Here is a 19,660-nt window from a genome sequence, read left to right on the forward strand (position 1 = left end):
GGCGATGGCCGGCGCCAAAGGTCACGATAAAGTTACGCTCGGAAACGGCGCCGGCCGCGACCTTCATGGTCATCCTCACCTTCGTCTTCGGCGCGGACCCTTTCCGGATATTTCGGCGGGATCGTCGCCTTGGCCGCCGCAAGCTGTGCCTCGAAATTCGGGCCGAGTGGTGAGGGAGAGGGTGGCGCGGGACGGGGCCTGGCCACGGGTTCGGCGCGGATATCGGCGACTTCGAGCGCCGTCGCCAGCGCCTCGGGGGCCATCAGGCGGTGCGGTTCGGCGGGCATCGGCGGCGCGAGCGCGGCGAGCGTGGTCTCGACCGGCGGTACCGGGATGGGCGCCGGCGCCGGCGACTGGCCGGGGGTGCGATAGCGATCCGGTTGGTGCGCGCGCAGGAGGAACATCAGCAGGCGATCGTTGTAGCGGATACGCTGGCCGACGCGGTTGCCGTCGCGGTCGAACACCGGCTCGGGCGATCCGTTGATCGCGCGGTCGAAGGCGAGATCGACCAGCCGCAGCGACGCGGTCTGCACCGCCGCATCCCACGCCGCCGCGAACGCGCCGCCATCGGCCGCGCGGCGCAGGCGGTAACACGAGGTCGCCGACATGTTCACCTCGATCGCGGCCTGCGTGACCGAGCCGGTATCCGCCAGCACGCCGATGAACGCCTGCTGCGTCGCGACCGTCCAGCCATCGTGCCGCACCTTCCGGCGGACCGGTACCCAGTCGTATTCGGCGAGGTCGAAGTCCTCGACCGTCGGGAGATGCTCGGCCTCGATGATGGTCATCGCGGTGGTCCGTGTCGGCTCGGGAGTGGCCGGTTCGAGAGTGGGGGCGATGTCGGGCATGACATCGCGGCGAGCGCGCGTGCGCGTGGGTTTGGTCATGGCCGGAGCGGATCAGGCGGGCGGCGTGTAGGACAGCATTTGCGTGGGCTGTTGGACTTTTTGTGGAGAGGGTGTGGCGCGAGAGCATCCGTCACGACAGCCGACATTCTCGACATCGAGCAGAATGTCGCGCATCCTTGCCCTATGCAGACCGTGACCTATTCCGAAGCGCGCGAGAACCTGAAAGCGGTGCTCGACAAGGTCGTAGCGGACCGGGGCCCCGTTATGATCACGCGCGAGCGCGGCGAGAATGTCGTGCTGATCTCGGCGAGCGAATGGGCCGGGATGGAGGAGACGCTCTATCTGTTGCGCTCGCCCAAGAACGCCGAGCGGTTGCTGGAAGCGGTCCGCGGGTTCGAGGCCGACGATGCAGAGGCAGTTCCTTTTCCGTGAACGTAGCCTTCTGGCCTACGGCTTGGGAGGACTATCGTCACTGGCAGGATCATAACGCGAAACTGGTCGACGTGTTGCACACGCTGATCGAGGAATGCCGACGCAATCCGTTCAAGGGCACCGGCAAACCCGAACCCCTCGGCGGCAATCTGTCAGGCTGGCGGTCGCGCCGGATCAGCCATGAGCATCGCCTGGTTTACCGTGTGGCGGGCAGCGGCGATGTTCAGACGTTGCAGCTCGCGCCGTGCCGGTATCATTACTAGAACTTAGATAATTTTGAATGGCTCCCGAATTAAAAGAGCTGCTTCAATAGTTTTCCCGCTTGTGAACGCTCTGTCAAAATTTGAGCAGATTTTTTAAAGTCTGCGCTCAAACTTATACCACTAGCCTTAACGCTACGAGAAGTTAACTGAAGTCGCTTAATTGGAATAGCCAACGCAGCATAATCTGGGTCAAAGCAAAAATATGGCTCATCGTCGGCAAGGTACATGGACACCTGATCTTCTATATCCATCTGGCTTACAGGAAAAAAAGGATTGAAACCTGTAAGCTCTGGAGGGCGACGCATTTTGTATTGAACAATCTCTCTTAGGTTCTTCATCCAAAGATAAACATTGATACTCTCGATGCTCGCGCCTTGAAGAATATCAACAGCCGATAGGTGCTTGGTTGCTAGCGCTATCGCGATGCCGTGATCGCCTTTAGCAGTCTTATTATTGAACCGGCTAACTGCAAGGCCGGTAGCGCCGCTTGTAGTAAATACTTTATTACACCTGATAATAGACAACCCTTTCAGGTGAAGCTCCACCCGCAAGGCATAGAATATAGAATAGTAAAGTTTTACGGCCGACCACAGAAAGTTACCATTGCTTATATCGACCAACGCCTGCAAAAGGGTTAAAACACTTCTTTCAAACTGCCCTTGAATGTCTTCCTGTATTTTATCCGCCAATACATTGGAGTCATTTAAAGACAACTTGAGAGAGATAAGCGCGTCGATATGTTCAACAAATCGTTCTGGATTTTGACACCCTAATTTATGCTCAAAAAAAGTTTGAACAGCTGATCTTTCAAAATGCATATGCGTCTTTGCTATCTATAACTCTAGACATTCCTTTTTCGAGATACTGATAGACGTTTTTACGGGCAGTTTTCCCATCTTGCCCCTGCAAATCCTCCCAGCGAAGCAGTTCCCTAGAACTTAGCCCCAATATCTCTGTAATGGCCTGCACAGAAAAAGAGCCTCGCTCCGCGCATTTAAAGATCAATTTATCAAGAAGAAAATCTATAGCTCCGTTAAAGCCAGCAGCTTTGAAGAAGGGATTCTGAGATGAACTCGCCCAGGTTTTATCTGTTACATATGCATTTTTAATAGCACTAAAATAGTTGCTCACTACCGTAGCCTGATGATCAAGAGACTTAAGCTTCCTCTTGGGAAACTCCCCGTCTGGCTCGAAACCTTTTTTAAGCGCCGTTACGAATGTGGAAAGCTCGATTTTGCCCGCCCCTCGAGGCGCACCTGGAAACTTTATTAAGTTATAAAGGGGTGACTTAGGCTCGTCATTGAGCTGATTGGCAATATCACGCGCCCTATTAATCGCATGATTTGGATCATTGCCAGTCTCACCAAACAGGTCGAACAGTAGACTCTTTGGAACTGGCCTTTGCTCAGTATTAATATTTAAAAATATTGTCGCAGCGTGCTTTGTAGTTAATCCAATGCACAGTGTAACTATTACTACGCGACCGCCAACCGAAGAATCATCTTCCATTGCATCTTCAAGACCTGCCAGTCTGTGCTGGCCATCTATTGCCTGCGCTGCAGCACTTACCAAGCTAAAACTTATCTTGTTGTTTTTAACAACAACCTTGTTGGAGGCATCAGTCCAATTCAATATAAAAGAATTGAAGAAAGTGTTACCCTCGAGAATATAATCCTTAATGCTTTGTATTCTGCGAGTGTTTAAGGGCCGCTGGACCGCTCCTTCTTCGTCATCTCTGCCGCGAACTGCTACGTAATATATGTGGACCAGATCCTTAACTGGCATCGCAAACGTGTAGGCGGTTACCCCACCAAGCTCGACCGGAATGCATTCCGCGGTAAATTTCTGATCCGACATTCGGCTGACCCTATCATGCTCACATTTGCAGTGATCATAGACCGATCATCAGTCTGCCTGCAAATAAATCTCCCCGCCCCTTTCCTTGAACACCTCGGCCATTGTCACCATTCCAGCTTCCGCGTCGCGATCAGCAGCCAGGAAGGTATCCGCCGGTGCGTTCTGCTTGGCCGCGAAGTCCCTCACTTCTTGGGTGATCTTCATCGAGCAGAATTTTGGGCCGCACATGCTGCAGAAATGGGCGGTTTTGGCGCCCTCGGCTGGCAACGTCTGGTCGTGGTATTGTTCCGCGGTGTCGGGGTCGAGGGAGAGGTTGAACTGGTCTCTCCAGCGGAACTCGAAGCGGGCGCGGGACAGGGCGTCGTCGCGCATCTGGGCGGCGGGGTGGCCTTTGGCGAGGTCGGCGGCGTGGGCGGCTAGTTTGTAGGTTACTACGCCGACCTTTACGTCGTCGCGGTCGGGGAGGCCTAGGTGCTCTTTCGGGGTGACGTAGCAGAGCATCGCGGTGCCGTACCAGCCGATCATCGCGGCGCCGATGCCGCTGGTGATGTGGTCGTAGCCGGGGGCTATGTCCGTCGTCAGCGGCCCTAGCGTGTAGAAGGGCGCTTCGCCGCAGACTTCGAGTTGCTTGTTCATGTTCTCCTTGATCTTGTGCATCGGGACGTGGCCGGGGCCTTCGATCATGACCTGGACGTCGGACTTCCATGCTCGATGCGTAAGTTCGCCGAGTGTGTAGAGTTCGCTGAACTGCGCTTCGTCGTTGGCGTCGGCGATGCTGCCGGGGCGCAGGCCGTCGCCGAGGCTGTAGGCGATGTCGTACGCCTTCATGATCTCGGTGATCTCGTCGAAGCGCTCGTAGAGGAAGCTCTCCTTGTGGTGGCTGAGGCACCATTTCGCCATGATCGAGCCGCCGCGCGAGACGATGCCGGTGACGCGTTTCGCGGTCATCGGGATGTAGGCGAGGCGCACGCCGGCGTGGATCGTGAAGTAGTCGACGCCTTGTTCCGCCTGCTCGATGAGCGTGTCGCGGAAGATCTCCCAGGTGAGGTCCTCGGCGACGCCGCCGACCTTTTCGAGCGCCTGGTAGATGGGGACGGTGCCGATCGGGACGGGTGAGTTGCGGAGGATCCATTCGCGGGTGTCGTGGATGTTGCGGCCGGTGCTGAGGTCCATCACCGTGTCCGCGCCCCAGCGGATCGACCAGACGAGCTTGTCGACTTCGGCGGCGACGTTGCTGGCGACCGCGCTATTGCCGATGTTGGCGTTGATCTTGACGAGGAAGTTGCGGCCGATCGCCATCGGCTCGGATTCGGGGTGGTTGATGTTGTTGGGGATGATCGCGCGGCCGCGGGCGATCTCGTCGCGGACGAATTCGGGGGTGACGAAGTCGGGGATGCTTGCGCCGAAGCTTTCGCCGTCTCGAACGTAGTCTTTCAGCATGGCGCGGCCGAGGTTTTCGCGGGTGGCGACGTATTCCATTTCCGGGGTGATGATGCCGCGGCGGGCGTAGTGCATCTGGCTGACGTTGGCGCCGGCGCGCGCGCGGAGGGGGCGCTTGATGGTGGCGGGGAACTGGGGGACACCGCCTGAGCGGTCGGGACCGAGCTGGCCGTTGTCTTCGGGGCGGAGTTCGCGGGCTTCGTAGGATTCCACGTCACCGCGGGCTTCGATCCAGGCGCGGCGGAGTTGGGGGAGGCCGGCGTTGATGTCGATTTTCGCGCGGGGGTCGGTGTAGGGGCCGCTGGTGTCGTAGACGCGTAGCGGGGGCTCGCTGCAGCTTGGGTCTAGGACGATTTCGCGCATGGCGACGCGGACGTCTGGGCTGGAGGGGACCGCTACGTGGATTTTCCGGGAGCCTCGGATCGGGCCGGTGGTGACGCCGATGTCTGCGGTCTTGGATTGCGTATCGATGGCCATGCGCTTGCTCCTACGGGTCTCGGAGCAAGGATTGCGGTTCTGTGGCGACCGCTCCCTCCCTCCGCCGGTATCAACCGGATCAGGTTCAGCGGGTCGAAGGCTCCTGCCTTCCTCTCAAGCGCGGTGACAGCGCTCCCCCGGGGTAGGGTGAGCATAGGCGGCTGGGGATGGGGTGCAATGGGAAACTTGGGGGGGGGGTGCGCGGGCGTGATGGGATCGGCGCGATCTCGTTCGCCGCCCCGGCGGAGGCCGGGGCCCAATTGGCAAGGCGGATATGACGAAGGACCGTCTATCGTTACCGGCGTCCCCCGATTGGGCCCCGGCCTTCGCCGGGGTGGTGTTTCTGTGCGTGGTTAGGGGCGCTAACGAGAAAGGCCGCTGCCCTAGCTGGGGCAACGGCCTTTCCTGCTACTCCGCGCGCCGTCAGTCGTAGCAAAGCTACGCCCTGTGGCGTGCTGTGCTGCGCTGGCCGCGCTTGGGCGAGTCTTGCGCCAGCTTGGCGCAAGCCGCCCTAAGCGTTTGCTGCAGACGTCCGGATCGAGCCGTTGACGCCGGCGGGGAAGAAGCCGCCGAGCGAGACCGCGGCCTTGCTGAGGTAGACGATGTTGAGCACCTGGCCGGTCGAACGGCTGTAGGCGAGGCCGTTGGCATCGGTCGGGACGATGTTCGAGATCGTCGCGTCCGACCCGGTGATGCCCTGGTCGTCGTCGCCGATCACGCCGGTCGACGCGTTGGTGACGGTACCGTCGAGGCTGTCGCGCGCGTCGCTGATCTTGTTCGCGTTGGTGATCAGCGCGGTGACCGGGTTCGGCGTCTGCAGACCCTTGCGGTAGAGGATCGTGCGGATCAGGCCGGCGTGATAGGCCTCGGCGGCGAGGATGCCGGCAGCCGCCTCGAGATAGGTCTTGTTACTGATCAGCGGTGCCGCGCCCTTGTACGCCGAGACGCCGACGTCCTCGAAGATGTACGCGCCGAGCAGGAAGCTGTTGTCGTCCGCATAGGGATCGAACACGCCGGTGTTCGCATCGACCACGCCTGCCGCGCGGGCGGCGAGGCTGAACGCGCCGGGGGCGGCGGCCGTGCCACCCGAGATGTTGATCGCCGGCTGCGCTGCGGCCGACGCACCGAGTGCGCTGCGCAGGAACGCGACGTGCGCGACTTCGTCGATCGCGATCTCACGCGCATATTGCTGAACGACGGCATCCTGGAAGGCGACCTGGCGCGGGAAGCCTGCGCCGGTGCCGGTGACGACCGCGCCCTGCGTGCCGACGCCGGTCAGCAGGCTGGCGTTGAGGCCGACGCCGAACGCGGCATAGGCGTAGAACTGCGCTTCGAGATATTCGAGGTTGAGCGCGAAGTTGAGCACGTCCGGGTCGGTCACGCCGGTCGCCGGGGTCGGCGTGGGAGTCGGGGTCGGCGTCACGCTATTGTTGTCGTCACCACCGCAGGCGGCGAGCAGCGAGGCGCCGCCGAGGGCGACCGCGCTGCCGCCGGCGAACCGGAGGAAGCTGCGGCGTTCGTTGCGGCGGGTTTCGATCGCGTCGAAGATCTCGAGCGTATTCTTGATGTCGGTCATTGGGTTAATCCCCTGAATAGCGAAGAAAGCGAAGGGCGTTGGGCTGGATCAGCTCGCCGCGACGCTCGTCTTGATGTTGCCGTTCATGCCCGACGGGTAGAACCCGCCTGCCGAGGCCGCACCGCTGTTGAGATACACGATGTTCAGCACCTGGCTGGTCGAGCGGCTGTACGCGATGCCGTTGGCATCGAGCGGGACGATGTTCGACGTCGTGACCGCGACCTGCGTCGTCGCGAGGTTGGTCGGCGTCTGGCTGTAGGGCGAGATGCCCTGATCGAGATCGCCGGCACCGAACATCATCGTGTTCGCGCCACCGCCGTCGAGGCTGTCGCGCGCCTTCGAGATCGCATCCGCCGAGGTCCGCAGCGCCGGCGTGTCGATACCCTTGCCGTACAGCGTCGTGCGGACGATCGCGGCGTGATACGCCTCGACCGCGAGCAGGCCGGCGGCCGCCTCGAGATACGCCTTGCTGGTAAGCAGCGGGGCGGCGCCCTTGTAGGCGGTCACGCCGACGTCCTCGAAAATGAACGCGCCGAGCAGGAAGTTCTCGTCGGAGAAATAGGGGTCGAACGCGGTGCCGGCGGGGACGAGACCCGCGGCCTGCGCGGCGGTCGAGAACGCGCTGGTCGGCGAGACGCTGACGTCGATCGCGGGCTGCGCGACGGCGGAATTGCCGAGCGCCGAGCGGAGGAACTTGACGTGCGCGATCTCGTCCTGCGCGATCTCCCGCGCATATTGCTGGACGATCGGGTCGGTGAAGGTGACCTGACGACCGCCGAGAACCGCGCCCTGCTGACCGGTGCCGGACAACAGGCTGTTGTCGAGACCGGTGCCGTAGGCGGCGTACGAGTAGAACTGCGCCTCGAGATATTCGAGGTTGAGCGCGAAGTTCAGCACGTCCGCGTCGGTGATCGTCTGTGCCGATGCCGAACTGGAGAAGGACAGCGCGGTCGCACCGGCCGCGGTGATCGCCGCCGCGCCGAGCGCGTTCTTGAAGAACTCCCGGCGCTCGCTGCGTCGCTCTACGCGCGCATCGAGGGCTTCGATCAGGTGCATGCTCTCGGTCATGGCAGGGTCCTCCCCTTGTGGGTGATACGGTCGGGTATCGTATTGTTCTTATTGACTTAATCGCGATGTATGACGGTTTAAGGTCCGTAATCGCAAAGTCCAGTCCACAACGAGGTACGCACGAAAAACCCGCCCGGATGCGCCGGGCGGGTGATTTTATTCGCAAGACCTGCGAGCCTGCCGAAACAGACCCGGCAGGTTGGGATCAGAAGGTGTAGGTCAGTCCGACCGCGCCCATCCACTGATCCGCCGAGCCGACATCGGCGACGATCGGGCTGTCCTTGTACTTGCCGAGCAGGCGACCGTAGAGCACGCCGGCGCCGATGCCGAAGCCGTGGCGAAGATCGCCCGACAGGCTCTGCACCACGAACAGCGACGCGTTGATCTCGCGGAAGCCGCTGTCGTTGACGTCGTAGGTGCGCAACCCGCTGTTCAGCGTGCCGATCGGCGTCACCGCCGAATAGGTGCGGCCAAAGCCCTTGCCGACGTAATCGCCGGACACGCCCATCGAGACGAGCGTACGGACCGACAGCGGCGTCGTGTAGTTGATCTGCGGCGTGATGACATAGCTGTCATAGGTGTCCGAGACGTCGTGGACATAGGCTACGCGTGCGGTAAGCGTGTCGTAATCGCTGGTGATGACGCCAGTCTTGCCGATGCCGACATAGCCGCCGACTTCGTACGCGGTGTCGATCTTGCCGAGCGCGCGGACCTGGCGGTTGTCGACCTTGCCGGTACGATCGGTACGAATGCCGCCGATGACGCCGAGTTCGTAGTTGATGCCGACGTTGCCCGTGTTGGGGATCAGGTTGACGTACAGCTGCGTGCCGCGGGTGAAGAAGTCATGGCCGCGCACCGTGCCGATCACCGCGCCGACGGGCGAGAAGTCGTTGCTGTCTGCACCATCGTAATCGGGCAGCGACGCAACGCCGACCGCGACCGTCACGCGGTTGTTGTCACGCGCGCTGGTGATCGGCGGCGACGGGTTGGGGTCGGTCTGCGCGAGCGCAGGCGTGGCGGTCAGGAGCACCGCGATTGCGGCAGACGTAAAGAGAGTGAATGCGCGCAAGGAAAAAGCTCCGGACAAAAAGGTTCCACGGCGCAACGCGGGGAAACCCAATTCGGTCCGTGACGATCGTTCAGAAGATGTAACGCATTTTTACCTGTTGCATATCGGCATCACCGGCGAGCGTGAACTCGGCGGCGGAAAAGCGTGGTGGGCCGAACCGGACCGCGGCGTTGCGCGAGAAACCATAGCCCTCGCGCGGGATGCCGGCGATCGTATCGAGCTTGGCGTTGTTGTTCTCGTCGTGGATGATCGCGAGCGCATAGGCGCGTTGCGGCAGACCGGGGAAGCTGGTCGCGTGGACGCTGGCGGGGATCGACCGGGTCATCGCGTTGGCATCGTCGACACAGGCCGGGAAGTTATCGGGATCCGCGGTGAGGCAGATCCGAATCGTCCCCTTCGCCGAGCGCAGATTGTCGACTTCGACGTCGAGCCGCGTGACCGGCGCGGTCGCGGTCAGCATCATCCACACCGCACCGAGACCCGCCGCGCCGTACAGCCGCCGCGGCATGGTCCGCCCAGTCTTCAACACCGCGTTCGCCGGTGTCGCAGAGCCGATCCCAGGTTCGGAAATGATGGCCATGTTTGCACCCGTATCGTTCATGATGTCGCCGATGGCGACCGACCGTGATCGGCCGTGCCCCCATTGCTCTCCGCCACATGAACCGCGGGAAAACCTCCCGCACCACATGATAGCCTCAGCCCATACCCGTCGCGGCCGTCATCGCCAAACCTGGCATGCCGACGGGTGGCGGAATTGCCGGGACCCGTAGCGCAAGTACCACAGCGTCCGTTGGCGGTCGGTCGGGAGCGGGGCTGTGAGGGGATATTCCGCAGCATGGACGTAGTTACATCCGCTGCTCTGTTCTCCGGGGTGACGGCGCAGGCCCGGTCCTGGAAAATCCTGGCGTTGCAATAGGCTCTATGCAGTGCGTGGAATCCTGATAGCTTCCTTCCCCAGAGCAGGATGACCTGCCAATTCGGAGAGTGATGCATGGCAAACCATAGCGCCGCGCGCGGGGATACGGGCCGGAATATTGGCCGGGATACGGGCAAGGACCACAAAAGGCTGATCTACGTGATCGCCGGCAGCATCCTGGCGTTGGGGCTGGTATTGATGGCGTTCTATGACCGGGCGGGCGATCCGATGCCGATCGCGTCGGTGCAGACGCCGGTCGTCACCGCGCAGAAATAGCGCCGGGCGCGGCGCGGTCGAAGATCAGGATCGGCGCGTCGCGGTACGTGCCCGTCGTGCGCAGGCGGTAGCCGAGGCGCTCGGCGAGCCGGATCGAGGGGGCGTTGGCGGGGTCTATGATGCAAGTCGTCGCGGGGATACGCGTGTCGGTCCAGGCAAGGATCGCGGCGAGCGCTTCGGAGGCGTAGCCCTTGCCTTGCGCGTCGCCGGTCAGCGTCCAGCCGACTTCGGGTGCTGCGTCGATCGAGGGCTCGATCGCGCGGCGGGCCTCGATCAGGCCGAGTTCGCCGATCAACTGGCCTGTGGCCGTATCGCGGGCGATCCAGCTGCCGTAGCCGAACACAGTCCATTGGCCGATCGAGCGGAGCAGGCGGATCCAGACGTCCTCGCGGGTGCGCGGCTGGCCGCCGATCATCACGTAGACGCGCGGGTCGGTCCACATCGCGGCGCAGTCTTCGAGGTCGGTGGCGGCGTGGGCGGTTAGCGTCAGGCGCGCGGTGGTGAGCGTGGGGGCGGATTTGGGGGCGTGCATTCTTGCTGTCTAAGGGTGATCTTGATCGAGGGGTATCCGTTGCTGGGCCGCTCCGCTTTCTGGAGGGAGGGGTATCGTCGCCACGTACTCTCCCCTCCCTGGAAGGGAGGGGTCGGGGGTGGGTCGGCCAGCTTTAGCCACTCGCGTGCGGTATGCGGACGCCGACCCACCCCCAGCCCCTCCCTTCCAAGGAGGGGGGCAAGAGCGGCTTTTCCCTGCGGACGGCGCGATCCTCGATCGTTCGGTCCTCCCCCCTCCAGGGGATTCAGCAATCCTCCCCCGCCAGGGGGAGGTGTCGCCGGAGGTGACGGAGGGGGAGGCCCCGGCACGGCGGTTCCCTGTCCTCCCCCTCCGTCAGGCAAACGCCTGCCACCTCCCCCTTGCGGGGGAGGATCGGTAGGTTATCCTTTCCTGTCTGCCGCCCCACCTCCCTCGCCTCCCCCACGCGTCTGGCAATGCAGGTTGTCTTAGGCCGCGATTGCTTCGGAAAGCCTGTTTTCGTGCTCGCTGCTTTGCGCTAGTCCGAGCGGATGGCATCGACGATCTCCTGCGACGTCGCGATCGTCGGCGCGGGCCTGGCCGGCGGGATGATCGCGCTGGCGCTCAAGGCCAGGCACCCCGCGCTCGACGTGCGGCTGATCGACTCCGCAACGGTCGTCGGCGGCAATCATCTCTGGTCGTTCTTCGGCAGCGACGTGGCGCAGGCGGATCGCTGGATCGTCGCGCCGCTCGTGGTGCATGCGTGGCGCGGGTATGACGTGCGGTTTCCGGCGCATGCGCGGACGATCGACGCGACCTATTATTCGATCGAGAGCGAGCGGCTCGACCGCGAGGTACGCCGCGTGCTGCCGCCGCATGCGTTGATGCTGGGACGGAAAGTGTCGGGCGCGAGTCCGACCGCGGTGGTGATGGCGGATGGCGACCGGATCGAGGCGACCAGCGTGATCGATGCGCGAGGACCGGGCGATCTGTCGCTGCTCGATCTGGCGTGGCAGAAGTTTCTCGGGCGTGAACTGGCGCTGAGCGTGCCGCACGAAAGCCTGCGGCCAATGGTGATGGACGCGACCATTCCGCAGATCGACGGGTATCGGTTCGTCTACTGCCTGCCGTTCAGCGCGGACCGGATGTTCGTCGAGGACACCTATTATAGCGACACGCCGGATCTCGATATTCCGGTGCTGGGCGAGCGGATCGATGACTATGTCACGGCGCGCGGCTGGTCGGTCGATAGCGTCGTGCGCGAAGAGTCGGGCGTGCTGCCGGTGGCGATGGGTGGTGATTTCGAGGCGTATTGGCGCTCTGGCGGAGCGCATGTCGCCAAGGCCGGAATGCGTGCGGGGATGTTCCATCCGACCACGGGGTACTCGCTGCCCGATGCGGTGCGGACCGCTTCGATGCTGGCGGGCCTCGACGATTTCTCGGGCGCGAAACTCCACGATGCGACGCATGCGATGGCGCGGGCGACGTGGAAGTCGCGCGGCTTCTACCGGATGCTCGACACGATGTTGTTCCGTGCCGCCGAGCCGGAGGAACGCTACCGCATCCTCGAGCGCTTCTACCGTCTCTCACCCTCGCTCATCGGCCGTTTCTACGCCGGACGCTCGACGCTCTCCGACAAGGCTCGCGTTCTCACCGGCAAGCCCCCCGTCCCCATCGTGCGCGCCGTCCGCGCCATCGCAGGCAGTATGTCATCATGAAGACCGCAATAGTCATCGGCGCAGGGTTTGGCGGGCTGGCGCTCGCGATCCGGCTGCAATCCGCGGGCGTGCAGACGACGATCGTCGAGAGCCGCGACAAGCCGGGTGGGCGCGGGTATTATTGGGAGCGCGACGGCTTTACCTTCGACGCAGGGCCGACCGTCATCACCGATCCGGATTGCCTGCGCGAGCTGTGGGCGCTGACCGGGCGGGACATGAGCGAGGACGTGACGCTCGATCCGGTGCTGCCGTTCTACCGGCTGAACTGGCCCGACGGGACGAACTTCGACTACACCAACGACGACGTGCAGATGCGCGCCGAGATCGAGAAGCTGCATCCCGGCGACTGGGCGGGGTACGAGAAGTTCCTGCAATATTCGGCAGGGGTGTTCCACGAGGGCTATGAGAAGCTCGGCCATGTCGCGTTCCTCGACTTCGGGTCGATGATCAAGGCGGCACCGGCGCTGGCGAAATACCAGGCGTGGCGGTCGGTCTATTCGATCGTGTCGAGCTTCGTGAAGTCGGAGAAGCTGCGCGAGGCGTTGTCGTTCCATACGCTGCTGGTCGGCGGCAACCCGATGACGACGAGCGCAATCTATGCGCTGATCCACAAGCTGGAGCGTGATGGCGGGGTGTGGTTCGCGCGTGGCGGGACCAACCGGCTGGTGGCGGCGCTGGTGACGCAGTTCGAGCGGCTGGGCGGCGTGCTGCGGCTCGACGATCCGGTGACGTCGATCGAGACTCTGGGCGATCGCGCGACGGGCGTGACGACGGCGAGCGGGTGGTCGGGTCAGGCGGATGCGATCGCGGCGAACAGCGACATCATGCACACCTATCGCGACCTGCTGGCGACCTCGCGCAGTGCGAAGCGGAAGACCGGGTCGCTCGAGCGGAAGAAATATTCGCCGTCGCTGTTCGTCGTGCATTTCGGGATCAAGGGCACGTGGCCGGGCATTCCGCACCACATGATCCTGTTCGGGCCGCGCTATAAGGGGCTGCTCGAGGACATCTACGATCACGGCGTGCTGTCGGAAGATTTCTCGCTGTACCTGCATCATCCGACCGTCACCGATCCTTCGCTGGCGCCGGAGGGGCATTCGACGTTCTATGCGTTGGCGCCGGTGCCGCATCTCGGGAAATTCCCGGTCGACTGGGACGAGATCGCGCCGATCCTGGAGAAGCGCATCCTCGACGAGATCGGGCGGCGGTTGATCCCGGACATTTATGAGCGGATCGTGACGAAATTCTCGTACGCGCCGAAGGATTTCGCGGAGGATCTCAATGCGCATCTGGGTAGCGCGTTCTCGCTGGAGCCGGTGCTGGCGCAGAGCGCGTATTTCCGGGTGCACAACCGCGACGAGCATATTCCGAATTTGTACTTCGTGGGGGCTGGGACGCATCCGGGGGCTGGGATTCCTGGGGTTGTGGGGAGTGCGAAGGCGACTGCTCGGTTGATGCTTGAGGGCGAGAAGTAGGAAATTTGTTCGCGCAGAGGCGCGGAGGCGCGGAGATTGTTGCATCCGGTTTTTCGGTCGGCAGACACAACTATCTGTTCGTCGAAGGTGATCGGGCAGTCGCTGCGCGACAAGCGCCACATCTCCGCGCCTCTGCGCCTCTGCGCGAACAAAATCTTCCCTTGCAGCACCGTGCGCGCTTCCCCTAGCGAGGCGGGATGAAGAGACTTGCTGTGTATTGCGGGTCGGCTACGCCGGCTGATCCCACCTACATCGAGGGCGCTCGCGCGCTGGGGCTGGCTTTTGCCGCGCGGGGGATCGGCCTTGTTTATGGCGGTGGGCGGACCGGGCTGATGGGTGCGATTGCGGATGGCGCGCTTGAGGGCGGCGGGGAGGTTATCGGGGTTATTCCTCAGGCGCTGGTCGATGCGGAGGTCGCGCATCGTGGGCTGACCGAGTTGCACGTCGTCAGCGGCATGCATCAGCGCAAGCAGATGTTTACCGATCTTTCCGACGGGTTCGTGACGATCCCGGGCGGGACGGGGACGATGGACGAGCTGTGGGAGGCGCTGAGCTGGGCGCAGCTTGGCTATCATGCGGATCCGGTCGGGTTGCTCAATACCGCCGGCTATTACGACCACCTGATCGCGTTCTGGGAGAAGATGGGCGAGGTTGGGTTCCTGCGGCCGCAGCACCGGGATCTGCTGATCGTGGCGGATACGCTGGAGGTGTTGCTCGACCGGATGGCGGAGCATGTGCCGACGCAGCCGATCGTGCGGATGAACGCGTCGGATCTGTGAGGGTCTTCGGATCGCACGTCGACACCCTGCTCCACCCCGGCGGAGGCCGGGGCCCAATTGGGGAACGTGAATTGGTTTGCGTTGCGCATCGTTACTTCAACCTTTCCAATTGGGCCCCGGCCTCCGCCGGGGTGGTGCCTGTAATAATGGTAGCGTTGGGGGGTAGGGCGTGAACCACCCCCTGCCCTCGCGCGAGGCGATCGTGGCTACTGCGCATGAGTCGATTTCGCGCGGGTCGAAGAGTTTTGCCGCCGCCAGCCTGTTGTTCGACAAGCCGACGCGCGAGCGGGCGTGGCTGTTGTACGCGTGGTGCCGGCGGTGCGACGATATTGCCGATGGTCAGGATCATGGGCATGGCATGACCGTCGTCGAGGACGCCCCGGCTCGGCTGGTCGCGCTGTCGGCGATGACCGAGCAGGCGCTGGCGGGCGAAGTCGTCGGCGAGCCGGCGTTCGATGCGCTGCGGATCTTTGCCGCCGAGACTCGGCTCCCGAAGCGATTCGCGCGCGATCTGGTCGAGGGGTTTGCGCTGGATGCGCGCGAGTGGCGGCCGCGGTCGGAGAACGACCTGTACAAATATTGCTACCATGTCGCGGGTGTCGTCGGGTGCATGATGGCGATTGCGATGGGGGTCGATCCCGACGACGAGGACACACTCGACCGTGCGTGCGACCTGGGGATGGCGTTCCAGCTCGCCAATATCGCGCGCGATGTCGAGGAGGATGACCGGGTCGGGCGGTGCTACCTGCCCGAGGAATGGCTGGTCGAGATGGATTTTCCACCGGGGCAGCACATGAAGCCGCCGTTTCGCTCGCGCCTCGCGGTGCTGACGAAGCGGATGGCGGATCGGGCTGCGGCGTTCGAAGCGAGTGCGCGGGAGGGGACGCCGGCGCTGTCATTTCGCTCGGCCTGGGCGGTGTTGTCGGCGGCGGGAATTTATGGGGCGATCGGGCGGACCGTGGCGGCTCGGGGGGAGCACGCTTGGGATCACAGGGTGACGACGTCGGGGATGCAGAAGCTGGGGTTTATCGCAACGGCGGCGCGGGAGGCGGCTCGGCGGGACACGCTGTATCCGCGGACTAAGCGGGATACTCGGTTGTGGACGCGGCCTAGGTAATCATCAATGGTAGTTTGTTCTCCCGCGAAGGCGGGAGTCCAGTCTGGGTCCCCGCCTTCGCGGGGAAACAGTCTAGCCCTGTGGCTTAGCCTTGCCGGTCTTGGCCATCAACTGGCCTTGTGCACGGCAGTTCGCACCGATCATCGGGTACGGAACGTCGGTGTTCTGCGCCAACTGGTCGGGCAGCGCCGCGCGGCACTGGGCCATCGTTTCGTAGCGCGCCGGGATCACGCGAGCCTCGGTGCAGTTCACATTGCCGTCACCGCAGCCCATGATGGCCATGACGTAGAACAGCGGTTCCATTTCATTCTCCAGTGGCTCGCGGTGGCAGGCGACGTGGCCGACATCGGACACGATAACAAAAGCGACGAAGTGGCAGGATTGTTCCGCCAACTGCTTTCGCCGGGGCTTGACTGCGCCTACATCGCATCGATCCATGCCACCTGACACCTACACCTCCACCCGCGCGGACCAGCCGTTGCTGCCGACGCTCCGCCGCTTCCTGCCGTTCCTGTGGCCGGCGGGGCAGCCCAAGCTGAAGGCGCGGATCGTCGTCGCGATGCTGCTGGTGATCGCGTCGAAGCTGATCCAGGTTTTCGGCGCCGCGTTCACGTTGAAGTACGCGGTGGACCGGATGGCGGGGAACGATCGCGGGGCGGTGACGCTCGTCGTGTTGCTGGTGGTCGGGTACGCGGCGTCGCGGTTCGGGACGACATTGTTCGACAATCTGCGCAACGCGGTGTTCGAGCGCGTCGGGCAGGACGCATCGCGGCGGCTGGCGGCGCAGGTGTTTCGCCATCTGCATGCGCTGAGCCTCGATTTTCACCTGTCGCGGCGGACGGGCGCGGTCACCAAGGTGGTCGAGCGTGGGACCAAGAGCATCGATACGATGCTGTATTTCCTGCTGTTCAACATCGCGCCGACGGTGTTCGAGCTCGTGCTGGTGCTCGGGCTGTTCTGGACCAAGTTCGGCTGGCCGCTGGTCGTCGCGACCGTCGTGATGGTGGTCGGCTACATCCTCTTCACTCGGATGGTGACCGACTGGCGCAATGCGCTGCGCGCGCGGATGAACGACCTCGATACCGGCGCGGTCGCGCATGCGGTGGATTCGCTGTTGAACTTCGAGACGGTGAAATATTTCGGCGCCGAGGAGCGCGAGGCGCGGCGCTACGACAGCGCGATCACGGCATATTCCGAGGCGGCGGTGAAAAGCGAGAATTCGCTCGCGTGGCTGAACCTCGGCCAGGCGCTGATCACCAACGTGATGCTGGCGGGCGGCATGGGCTTCGTCGTGTGGCGGTGGAGCCGCGGCGAGGCGTCGGCGGGCGACGTGGTGTTCGTGTCGACGCTGCTGGCGCAGCTGTTCCGGCCGCTCGACCTGCTGGGGATGGTGTATCGCACGATCCGGCAGGGTGCGCTCGACATGGCGGCGATGTTCGACCTGATCGATACGCCGGCGACCGTGGTCGATGCGCCGGGCGCGCCAGCGCTGGCGGTGAGCGCGGGGCATGTGCGGTTCGAGGGGGTGTCGTTCGGGTATGATGTCGGGCGGCCGATCCTGCGCGATCTGGATCTGGATGTGCCGGCGGGATCTACGCTGGCGGTGGTGGGGCCGTCGGGGGCGGGGAAGTCGACGCTCGCGCGGTTGCTGTACCGGTTCTACGACCTGACGGGCGGGCAGATTACCGTCGACGGGCAGGACATTTCGGAGGTTCGACAGGCATCTTTGCGCGCTGCGATCGGGATCGTGCCGCAGGATACGGTGCTGTTCAACGACACGATCGGGTATAATATCGCCTATGGTCGTGAGGGTGCGGAGACGCCTGAGGTCGAGGTTGCGGCGAAGGGTGCGGCGATTGCCGGGTTCATCGAGCGCCAGCCGCTCGGGTATGAGACGCGGGTCGGCGAGCGTGGGTTGAAGCTGTCGGGTGGCGAGAAACAGCGCGTGGCGATCGCGCGGACGCTGCTCAAGAACCCGCCGATCTTGATTCTGGACGAGGCAACGTCGGCGCTGGACAGCCGGACCGAGGCGGAGATCCTCGACACGCTGGAGGCGATCGAGCGCGGGCGCACGACGATCGTGATTGCGCACCGGCTCTCCACGGTGGTGCATGCGGACCAGATCGTCGTGCTGGAGGCGGGGCGGATCGTCGAGAAGGGAACGCATGGCGAGCTGCTGCGGGAGGGCGGCGTGTATGCGGAGATGTGGAACCGACAGGCGCAGGAGCGGGCTGGTGATGACGATGGGGCGTTGGCGGCGGAGTAGGTGCGCGGGTAGCCGTGGGTAGCCGACGGTTATAGCGTGCCGCCGCTCCCGCTGCGTCGGGAGTGTTCCGTTCTCATCCCGTAAAGCAAGTACGTCGGTCTCATTCGAACGGCAGCCTCCTTGTTCTCCCGCGAAGGCGGGAGCCCAGTCTGGGTCCCCGCCTTCGCGGGGAAACACGTTTGGTGACGGCCTTTTGGGACTCTTACGTTTCTCAGACCGCCACCCCGGCGAAGGCCGGGGCCCAATTGGAAAGGTGGTAATAACGACGCGCTACCATCCGTTAGCAACGTTCCCCAATTGGGCCCCGGCCTTCGCCGGGGTGGTTGGTGTCTGGGGGATGAATGGAGCGCTAACGGCGAGTAGCGCGGAGTGCGGTAACGCTTCCGTTCCCTTGCGAACGCGGGGGGGCAGGAAGGGCGGACGGGGCGCTGCTTGATCCTGGGCCCCCGCTTTCGCGGGAACGGAGGTGAGGCGTTGCTTCATTCCATGCCGGACTACGCCGGAATCGACGGGTCCAGTTCGCGCAAGCGCGCCTCGATCGCGCTCGAATATTGGTAGATATGCGTCAGGTCCGACAGCAGATGCCGCGTTTCGTCCTTGCCGGCGAACATCCCGAGATACTTGGTGGTAATCCCGTTGAAGTGCATCCGCGCGACCGTTTTCCGATTATTGTCGTCGAGCAGGATCGCGCAATACGACTTCGCGTCGCGGACGATCACGCGTTTCGGGTCGACCAGGCGCGAGGCGATCGCCTGGATGATGTGGAAGCCGGAAATCTCCTCCTGCGTGGTGACGATGCCGTCGCCGTCCGAGGGGTCGTCGGACGCCCCCGCAGGCAGGTCCTCGACCGGGCTCGACGCCTTCAGCGCCGACGACAGGCGTTCGTTGACGAAATCGCGTATCAGAGCGGCGATCGCCGGCGCGAGCAGCTTGGCGAAACCGTCCTTGATCGCAGGCGTCAGGCGCCCGCCATGGACGCGCTACGCCATCATCCGGACGAACTCGTCGGAGGGCTCGGCGAACTCCTTCTCCAGTTCGAGACGGATCAGCGACTGCGTCTTGAGGTTGCCGGCCTCCTGGACGATCTTGTCGATGTCGAACGCGGCCTTGGTGAATTTCTCGAGCGTGCGGATGTCGCCGGGCTTGATCGCGTCCATCGTGAAGGTGAAGAACGGCTTGTCGTCCATCTTGTTCGGGCGTTCGATGTCCGAATAGAACTGGTACACGACGCCGTTGGTGAGCACCGCGAGACGCGCGTCGGTGACGCTGAAATAGCGGAAGAGTTGGCCGGCGTGATTGACGTTGAGCTGGACCGACGAGGGCTTGCACTCGATCAGGATCGACACTTTCCCGCCCGCGCAGATCGCGTAGTCGACCTTCTCGCCCTTCTTGGTGCCGACGTCCGCGGTGAATTCGGGGACGACCTCGGACGGGTTGAAGACGTCGTAGCCGAGCGACTGGAGGAACGGCATCACTAGCGCGGTCTTCGCCGCTTCCTCGGTCAGGAGGACTTCGCGGTGTTCGATCGTGCGCTTTTGCAGCTCGGCCAGCCTGATGTTCAGTTCCATGCGC

Annotated in this window: 20 protein-coding genes and 1 riboswitch; of the genes, 8 read left to right on the plus strand and 12 right to left on the minus strand. The window is 63.3% G+C overall.

Features of this window, described 5'->3' with window-relative positions:
• Nucleotides 1-32: 32 nt before the first annotated feature.
• On the minus strand, nucleotides 33-887 hold the full coding sequence (locus tag C8J44_RS12700; protein WP_121904843.1) for a hypothetical protein: 855 nt from the start codon (nucleotides 885-887) through the stop codon (nucleotides 33-35).
• A gap of 144 nt (nucleotides 888-1,031) precedes the next feature.
• On the opposite strand from C8J44_RS12700, the gene C8J44_RS12705 reads away from it, so the two are divergent.
• Together C8J44_RS12705 and C8J44_RS12710 are read left to right on the plus strand one after the other, a co-directional pair.
• The gene (locus tag C8J44_RS12705) at nucleotides 1,032-1,280 is read left to right on the plus strand and encodes a type II toxin-antitoxin system Phd/YefM family antitoxin (protein ID WP_121904844.1); all 249 of its coding nucleotides are present in this window, start codon (nucleotides 1,032-1,034) and stop codon (nucleotides 1,278-1,280) included.
• Nucleotides 1,277-1,543 carry a Txe/YoeB family addiction module toxin gene (locus C8J44_RS12710; RefSeq protein WP_121904845.1) on the plus strand — a complete coding sequence of 89 codons (267 nt, stop codon included), beginning with the start codon at nucleotides 1,277-1,279 and terminating at the stop codon, nucleotides 1,541-1,543. The genes C8J44_RS12705 and C8J44_RS12710 overlap by 4 nt, the downstream gene beginning before the upstream one ends.
• A 29-nt stretch (nucleotides 1,544-1,572) precedes the next feature.
• Here C8J44_RS12710 and C8J44_RS18285 read toward each other — a convergent pair whose 3' ends face one another.
• The 7 genes from C8J44_RS18285 to C8J44_RS12740 form a co-directional block, all read right to left on the minus strand.
• Entirely contained in the window at nucleotides 1,573-2,361 is a 789-nt protein-coding gene (locus C8J44_RS18285) for a hypothetical protein (protein WP_147453197.1), read from the minus strand.
• Nucleotides 2,351-3,400 (minus strand): DGQHR domain-containing protein, encoded by a 1,050-nt coding sequence (locus C8J44_RS12715; RefSeq protein WP_121904846.1) that lies wholly within the window; start codon nucleotides 3,398-3,400, stop codon nucleotides 2,351-2,353. The genes C8J44_RS18285 and C8J44_RS12715 overlap by 11 nt, the downstream gene beginning before the upstream one ends.
• 48 nt (nucleotides 3,401-3,448) lie before the next feature.
• Nucleotides 3,449-5,317 (minus strand): phosphomethylpyrimidine synthase ThiC, encoded by a 1,869-nt coding sequence (thiC, locus tag C8J44_RS12720; RefSeq protein ID WP_121904847.1) that lies wholly within the window; start codon nucleotides 5,315-5,317, stop codon nucleotides 3,449-3,451.
• A 39-nt stretch (nucleotides 5,318-5,356) separates the two neighbouring features.
• Nucleotides 5,357-5,466, minus strand: a riboswitch (TPP riboswitch).
• A 362-nt stretch (nucleotides 5,467-5,828) separates the two neighbouring features.
• Nucleotides 5,829-6,893, minus strand: a complete 1,065-nt coding sequence (locus C8J44_RS12725; RefSeq protein ID WP_121904848.1) for a ferritin-like domain-containing protein — start codon at nucleotides 6,891-6,893, stop codon at nucleotides 5,829-5,831.
• 48 nt (nucleotides 6,894-6,941) lie between these two features.
• On the minus strand, nucleotides 6,942-7,961 hold the full coding sequence (locus C8J44_RS12730; RefSeq protein ID WP_121904849.1) for a ferritin-like domain-containing protein: 1,020 nt from the start codon (nucleotides 7,959-7,961) through the stop codon (nucleotides 6,942-6,944).
• Nucleotides 7,962-8,166: 205 nt separating this feature from the next.
• Nucleotides 8,167-9,030: a MipA/OmpV family protein gene (locus C8J44_RS12735; protein WP_259466849.1), complete on the minus strand. Its 864-nt coding sequence runs from the start codon at nucleotides 9,028-9,030 to the stop codon at nucleotides 8,167-8,169.
• A gap of 70 nt (nucleotides 9,031-9,100) precedes the next feature.
• Complete coding sequence (locus tag C8J44_RS12740; protein ID WP_259466850.1) at nucleotides 9,101-9,610, minus strand: DUF2141 domain-containing protein; 510 nt, start codon at nucleotides 9,608-9,610, stop codon at nucleotides 9,101-9,103.
• Between the two features lie 411 nt (nucleotides 9,611-10,021).
• Here C8J44_RS12740 and C8J44_RS12745 point away from each other — a divergent pair, with 411 nt between their 5' ends.
• A complete protein-coding gene (locus C8J44_RS12745) occupies nucleotides 10,022-10,222 on the plus strand; it encodes a hypothetical protein (RefSeq protein WP_060526054.1) in 201 nt (66 codons plus the stop codon).
• Here the strand turns inward: C8J44_RS12745 and C8J44_RS12750 are convergent.
• Nucleotides 10,206-10,754, minus strand: a complete 549-nt coding sequence (locus C8J44_RS12750) for a GNAT family N-acetyltransferase (RefSeq protein ID WP_121904850.1) — start codon at nucleotides 10,752-10,754, stop codon at nucleotides 10,206-10,208. The genes C8J44_RS12745 and C8J44_RS12750 overlap by 17 nt on opposite strands.
• Nucleotides 10,755-11,284: 530 nt before the next feature.
• Here C8J44_RS12750 and crtY point away from each other — a divergent pair.
• From crtY to C8J44_RS12770, 4 genes are all read left to right on the plus strand, one after another.
• Nucleotides 11,285-12,451, plus strand: a complete 1,167-nt coding sequence (crtY, locus tag C8J44_RS12755; RefSeq protein ID WP_121904851.1) for a lycopene beta-cyclase CrtY — start codon at nucleotides 11,285-11,287, stop codon at nucleotides 12,449-12,451.
• Complete coding sequence (locus C8J44_RS12760) at nucleotides 12,448-13,926, plus strand: phytoene desaturase (protein ID WP_121904852.1); 1,479 nt, start codon at nucleotides 12,448-12,450, stop codon at nucleotides 13,924-13,926. The genes crtY and C8J44_RS12760 overlap by 4 nt, the downstream gene beginning before the upstream one ends.
• A gap of 197 nt (nucleotides 13,927-14,123) precedes the next feature.
• Nucleotides 14,124-14,705 (plus strand): TIGR00730 family Rossman fold protein, encoded by a 582-nt coding sequence (locus C8J44_RS12765; RefSeq protein WP_121904853.1) that lies wholly within the window; start codon nucleotides 14,124-14,126, stop codon nucleotides 14,703-14,705.
• A 169-nt stretch (nucleotides 14,706-14,874) separates the two neighbouring features.
• Nucleotides 14,875-15,822, plus strand: coding sequence for a phytoene/squalene synthase family protein (locus C8J44_RS12770; RefSeq protein WP_121904854.1), 948 nt, complete (start codon nucleotides 14,875-14,877; stop codon nucleotides 15,820-15,822).
• 72 nt (nucleotides 15,823-15,894) lie between these two features.
• On the opposite strand, the gene C8J44_RS12775 is transcribed toward C8J44_RS12770, so the two are convergent.
• Nucleotides 15,895-16,215, minus strand: a complete 321-nt coding sequence (locus tag C8J44_RS12775) for a hypothetical protein (protein ID WP_259466851.1) — start codon at nucleotides 16,213-16,215, stop codon at nucleotides 15,895-15,897.
• Between the two features lie 43 nt (nucleotides 16,216-16,258).
• Here C8J44_RS12775 and C8J44_RS12780 point away from each other — a divergent pair, with 43 nt between their 5' ends.
• Complete coding sequence (locus tag C8J44_RS12780; RefSeq protein WP_121904855.1) at nucleotides 16,259-18,088, plus strand: ABC transporter ATP-binding protein/permease; 1,830 nt, start codon at nucleotides 16,259-16,261, stop codon at nucleotides 18,086-18,088.
• Nucleotides 18,089-18,582: 494 nt separating this feature from the next.
• Here C8J44_RS12780 and C8J44_RS18775 read toward each other — a convergent pair whose 3' ends face one another.
• Nucleotides 18,583-18,807, minus strand: a complete 225-nt coding sequence (locus C8J44_RS18775) for a hypothetical protein (protein WP_259466852.1) — start codon at nucleotides 18,805-18,807, stop codon at nucleotides 18,583-18,585.
• A gap of 261 nt (nucleotides 18,808-19,068) precedes the next feature.
• Nucleotides 19,069-19,656 (minus strand): type I restriction endonuclease, encoded by a 588-nt coding sequence (locus tag C8J44_RS18780; protein WP_259466853.1) that lies wholly within the window; start codon nucleotides 19,654-19,656, stop codon nucleotides 19,069-19,071.
• Nucleotides 19,657-19,660: the final 4 nt, after the last annotated feature.

Origin of the sequence: Sphingomonas sp. PP-CE-3A-406, assembly GCF_003688625.1 — a bacterium.
In the GTDB taxonomy this organism is placed as follows: Bacteria; Pseudomonadota; Alphaproteobacteria; order Sphingomonadales; family Sphingomonadaceae; genus Sphingomonas.

What these genes read in the sequence shown, in the direction of transcription:
- C8J44_RS12700 (WP_121904843.1), bottom strand. Translation starts at nt 887, where the DNA reads ATGACCAAACCCACGCGCACGCGCGCTCGCCGCGATGTCATGCCCGAC.
- C8J44_RS12705 (WP_121904844.1), top strand. Translation starts at nt 1,032, where the DNA reads ATGCAGACCGTGACCTATTCCGAAGCGCGCGAGAACCTGAAAGCGGTG.
- C8J44_RS18285 (WP_147453197.1), bottom strand. Translation starts at nt 2,361, where the DNA reads ATGCATTTTGAAAGATCAGCTGTTCAAACTTTTTTTGAGCATAAATTA.
- C8J44_RS12715 (WP_121904846.1), bottom strand. Translation starts at nt 3,400, where the DNA reads ATGTCGGATCAGAAATTTACCGCGGAATGCATTCCGGTCGAGCTTGGT.
- thiC (WP_121904847.1), bottom strand. Translation starts at nt 5,317, where the DNA reads ATGGCCATCGATACGCAATCCAAGACCGCAGACATCGGCGTCACCACC.
- C8J44_RS12725 (WP_121904848.1), bottom strand. Translation starts at nt 6,893, where the DNA reads ATGACCGACATCAAGAATACGCTCGAGATCTTCGACGCGATCGAAACC.
- C8J44_RS12730 (WP_121904849.1), bottom strand. Translation starts at nt 7,961, where the DNA reads ATGACCGAGAGCATGCACCTGATCGAAGCCCTCGATGCGCGCGTAGAG.
- C8J44_RS12740 (WP_259466850.1), bottom strand. Translation starts at nt 9,610, where the DNA reads ATGGCCATCATTTCCGAACCTGGGATCGGCTCTGCGACACCGGCGAAC.
- C8J44_RS12745 (WP_060526054.1), top strand. Translation starts at nt 10,022, where the DNA reads ATGGCAAACCATAGCGCCGCGCGCGGGGATACGGGCCGGAATATTGGC.
- C8J44_RS12750 (WP_121904850.1), bottom strand. Translation starts at nt 10,754, where the DNA reads ATGCACGCCCCCAAATCCGCCCCCACGCTCACCACCGCGCGCCTGACG.
- crtY (WP_121904851.1), top strand. Translation starts at nt 11,285, where the DNA reads ATGGCATCGACGATCTCCTGCGACGTCGCGATCGTCGGCGCGGGCCTG.
- C8J44_RS12760 (WP_121904852.1), top strand. Translation starts at nt 12,448, where the DNA reads ATGAAGACCGCAATAGTCATCGGCGCAGGGTTTGGCGGGCTGGCGCTC.
- C8J44_RS12765 (WP_121904853.1), top strand. Translation starts at nt 14,124, where the DNA reads ATGAAGAGACTTGCTGTGTATTGCGGGTCGGCTACGCCGGCTGATCCC.
- C8J44_RS12780 (WP_121904855.1), top strand. Translation starts at nt 16,259, where the DNA reads ATGCCACCTGACACCTACACCTCCACCCGCGCGGACCAGCCGTTGCTG.
- C8J44_RS18780 (WP_259466853.1), bottom strand. Translation starts at nt 19,656, where the DNA reads ATGGAACTGAACATCAGGCTGGCCGAGCTGCAAAAGCGCACGATCGAA.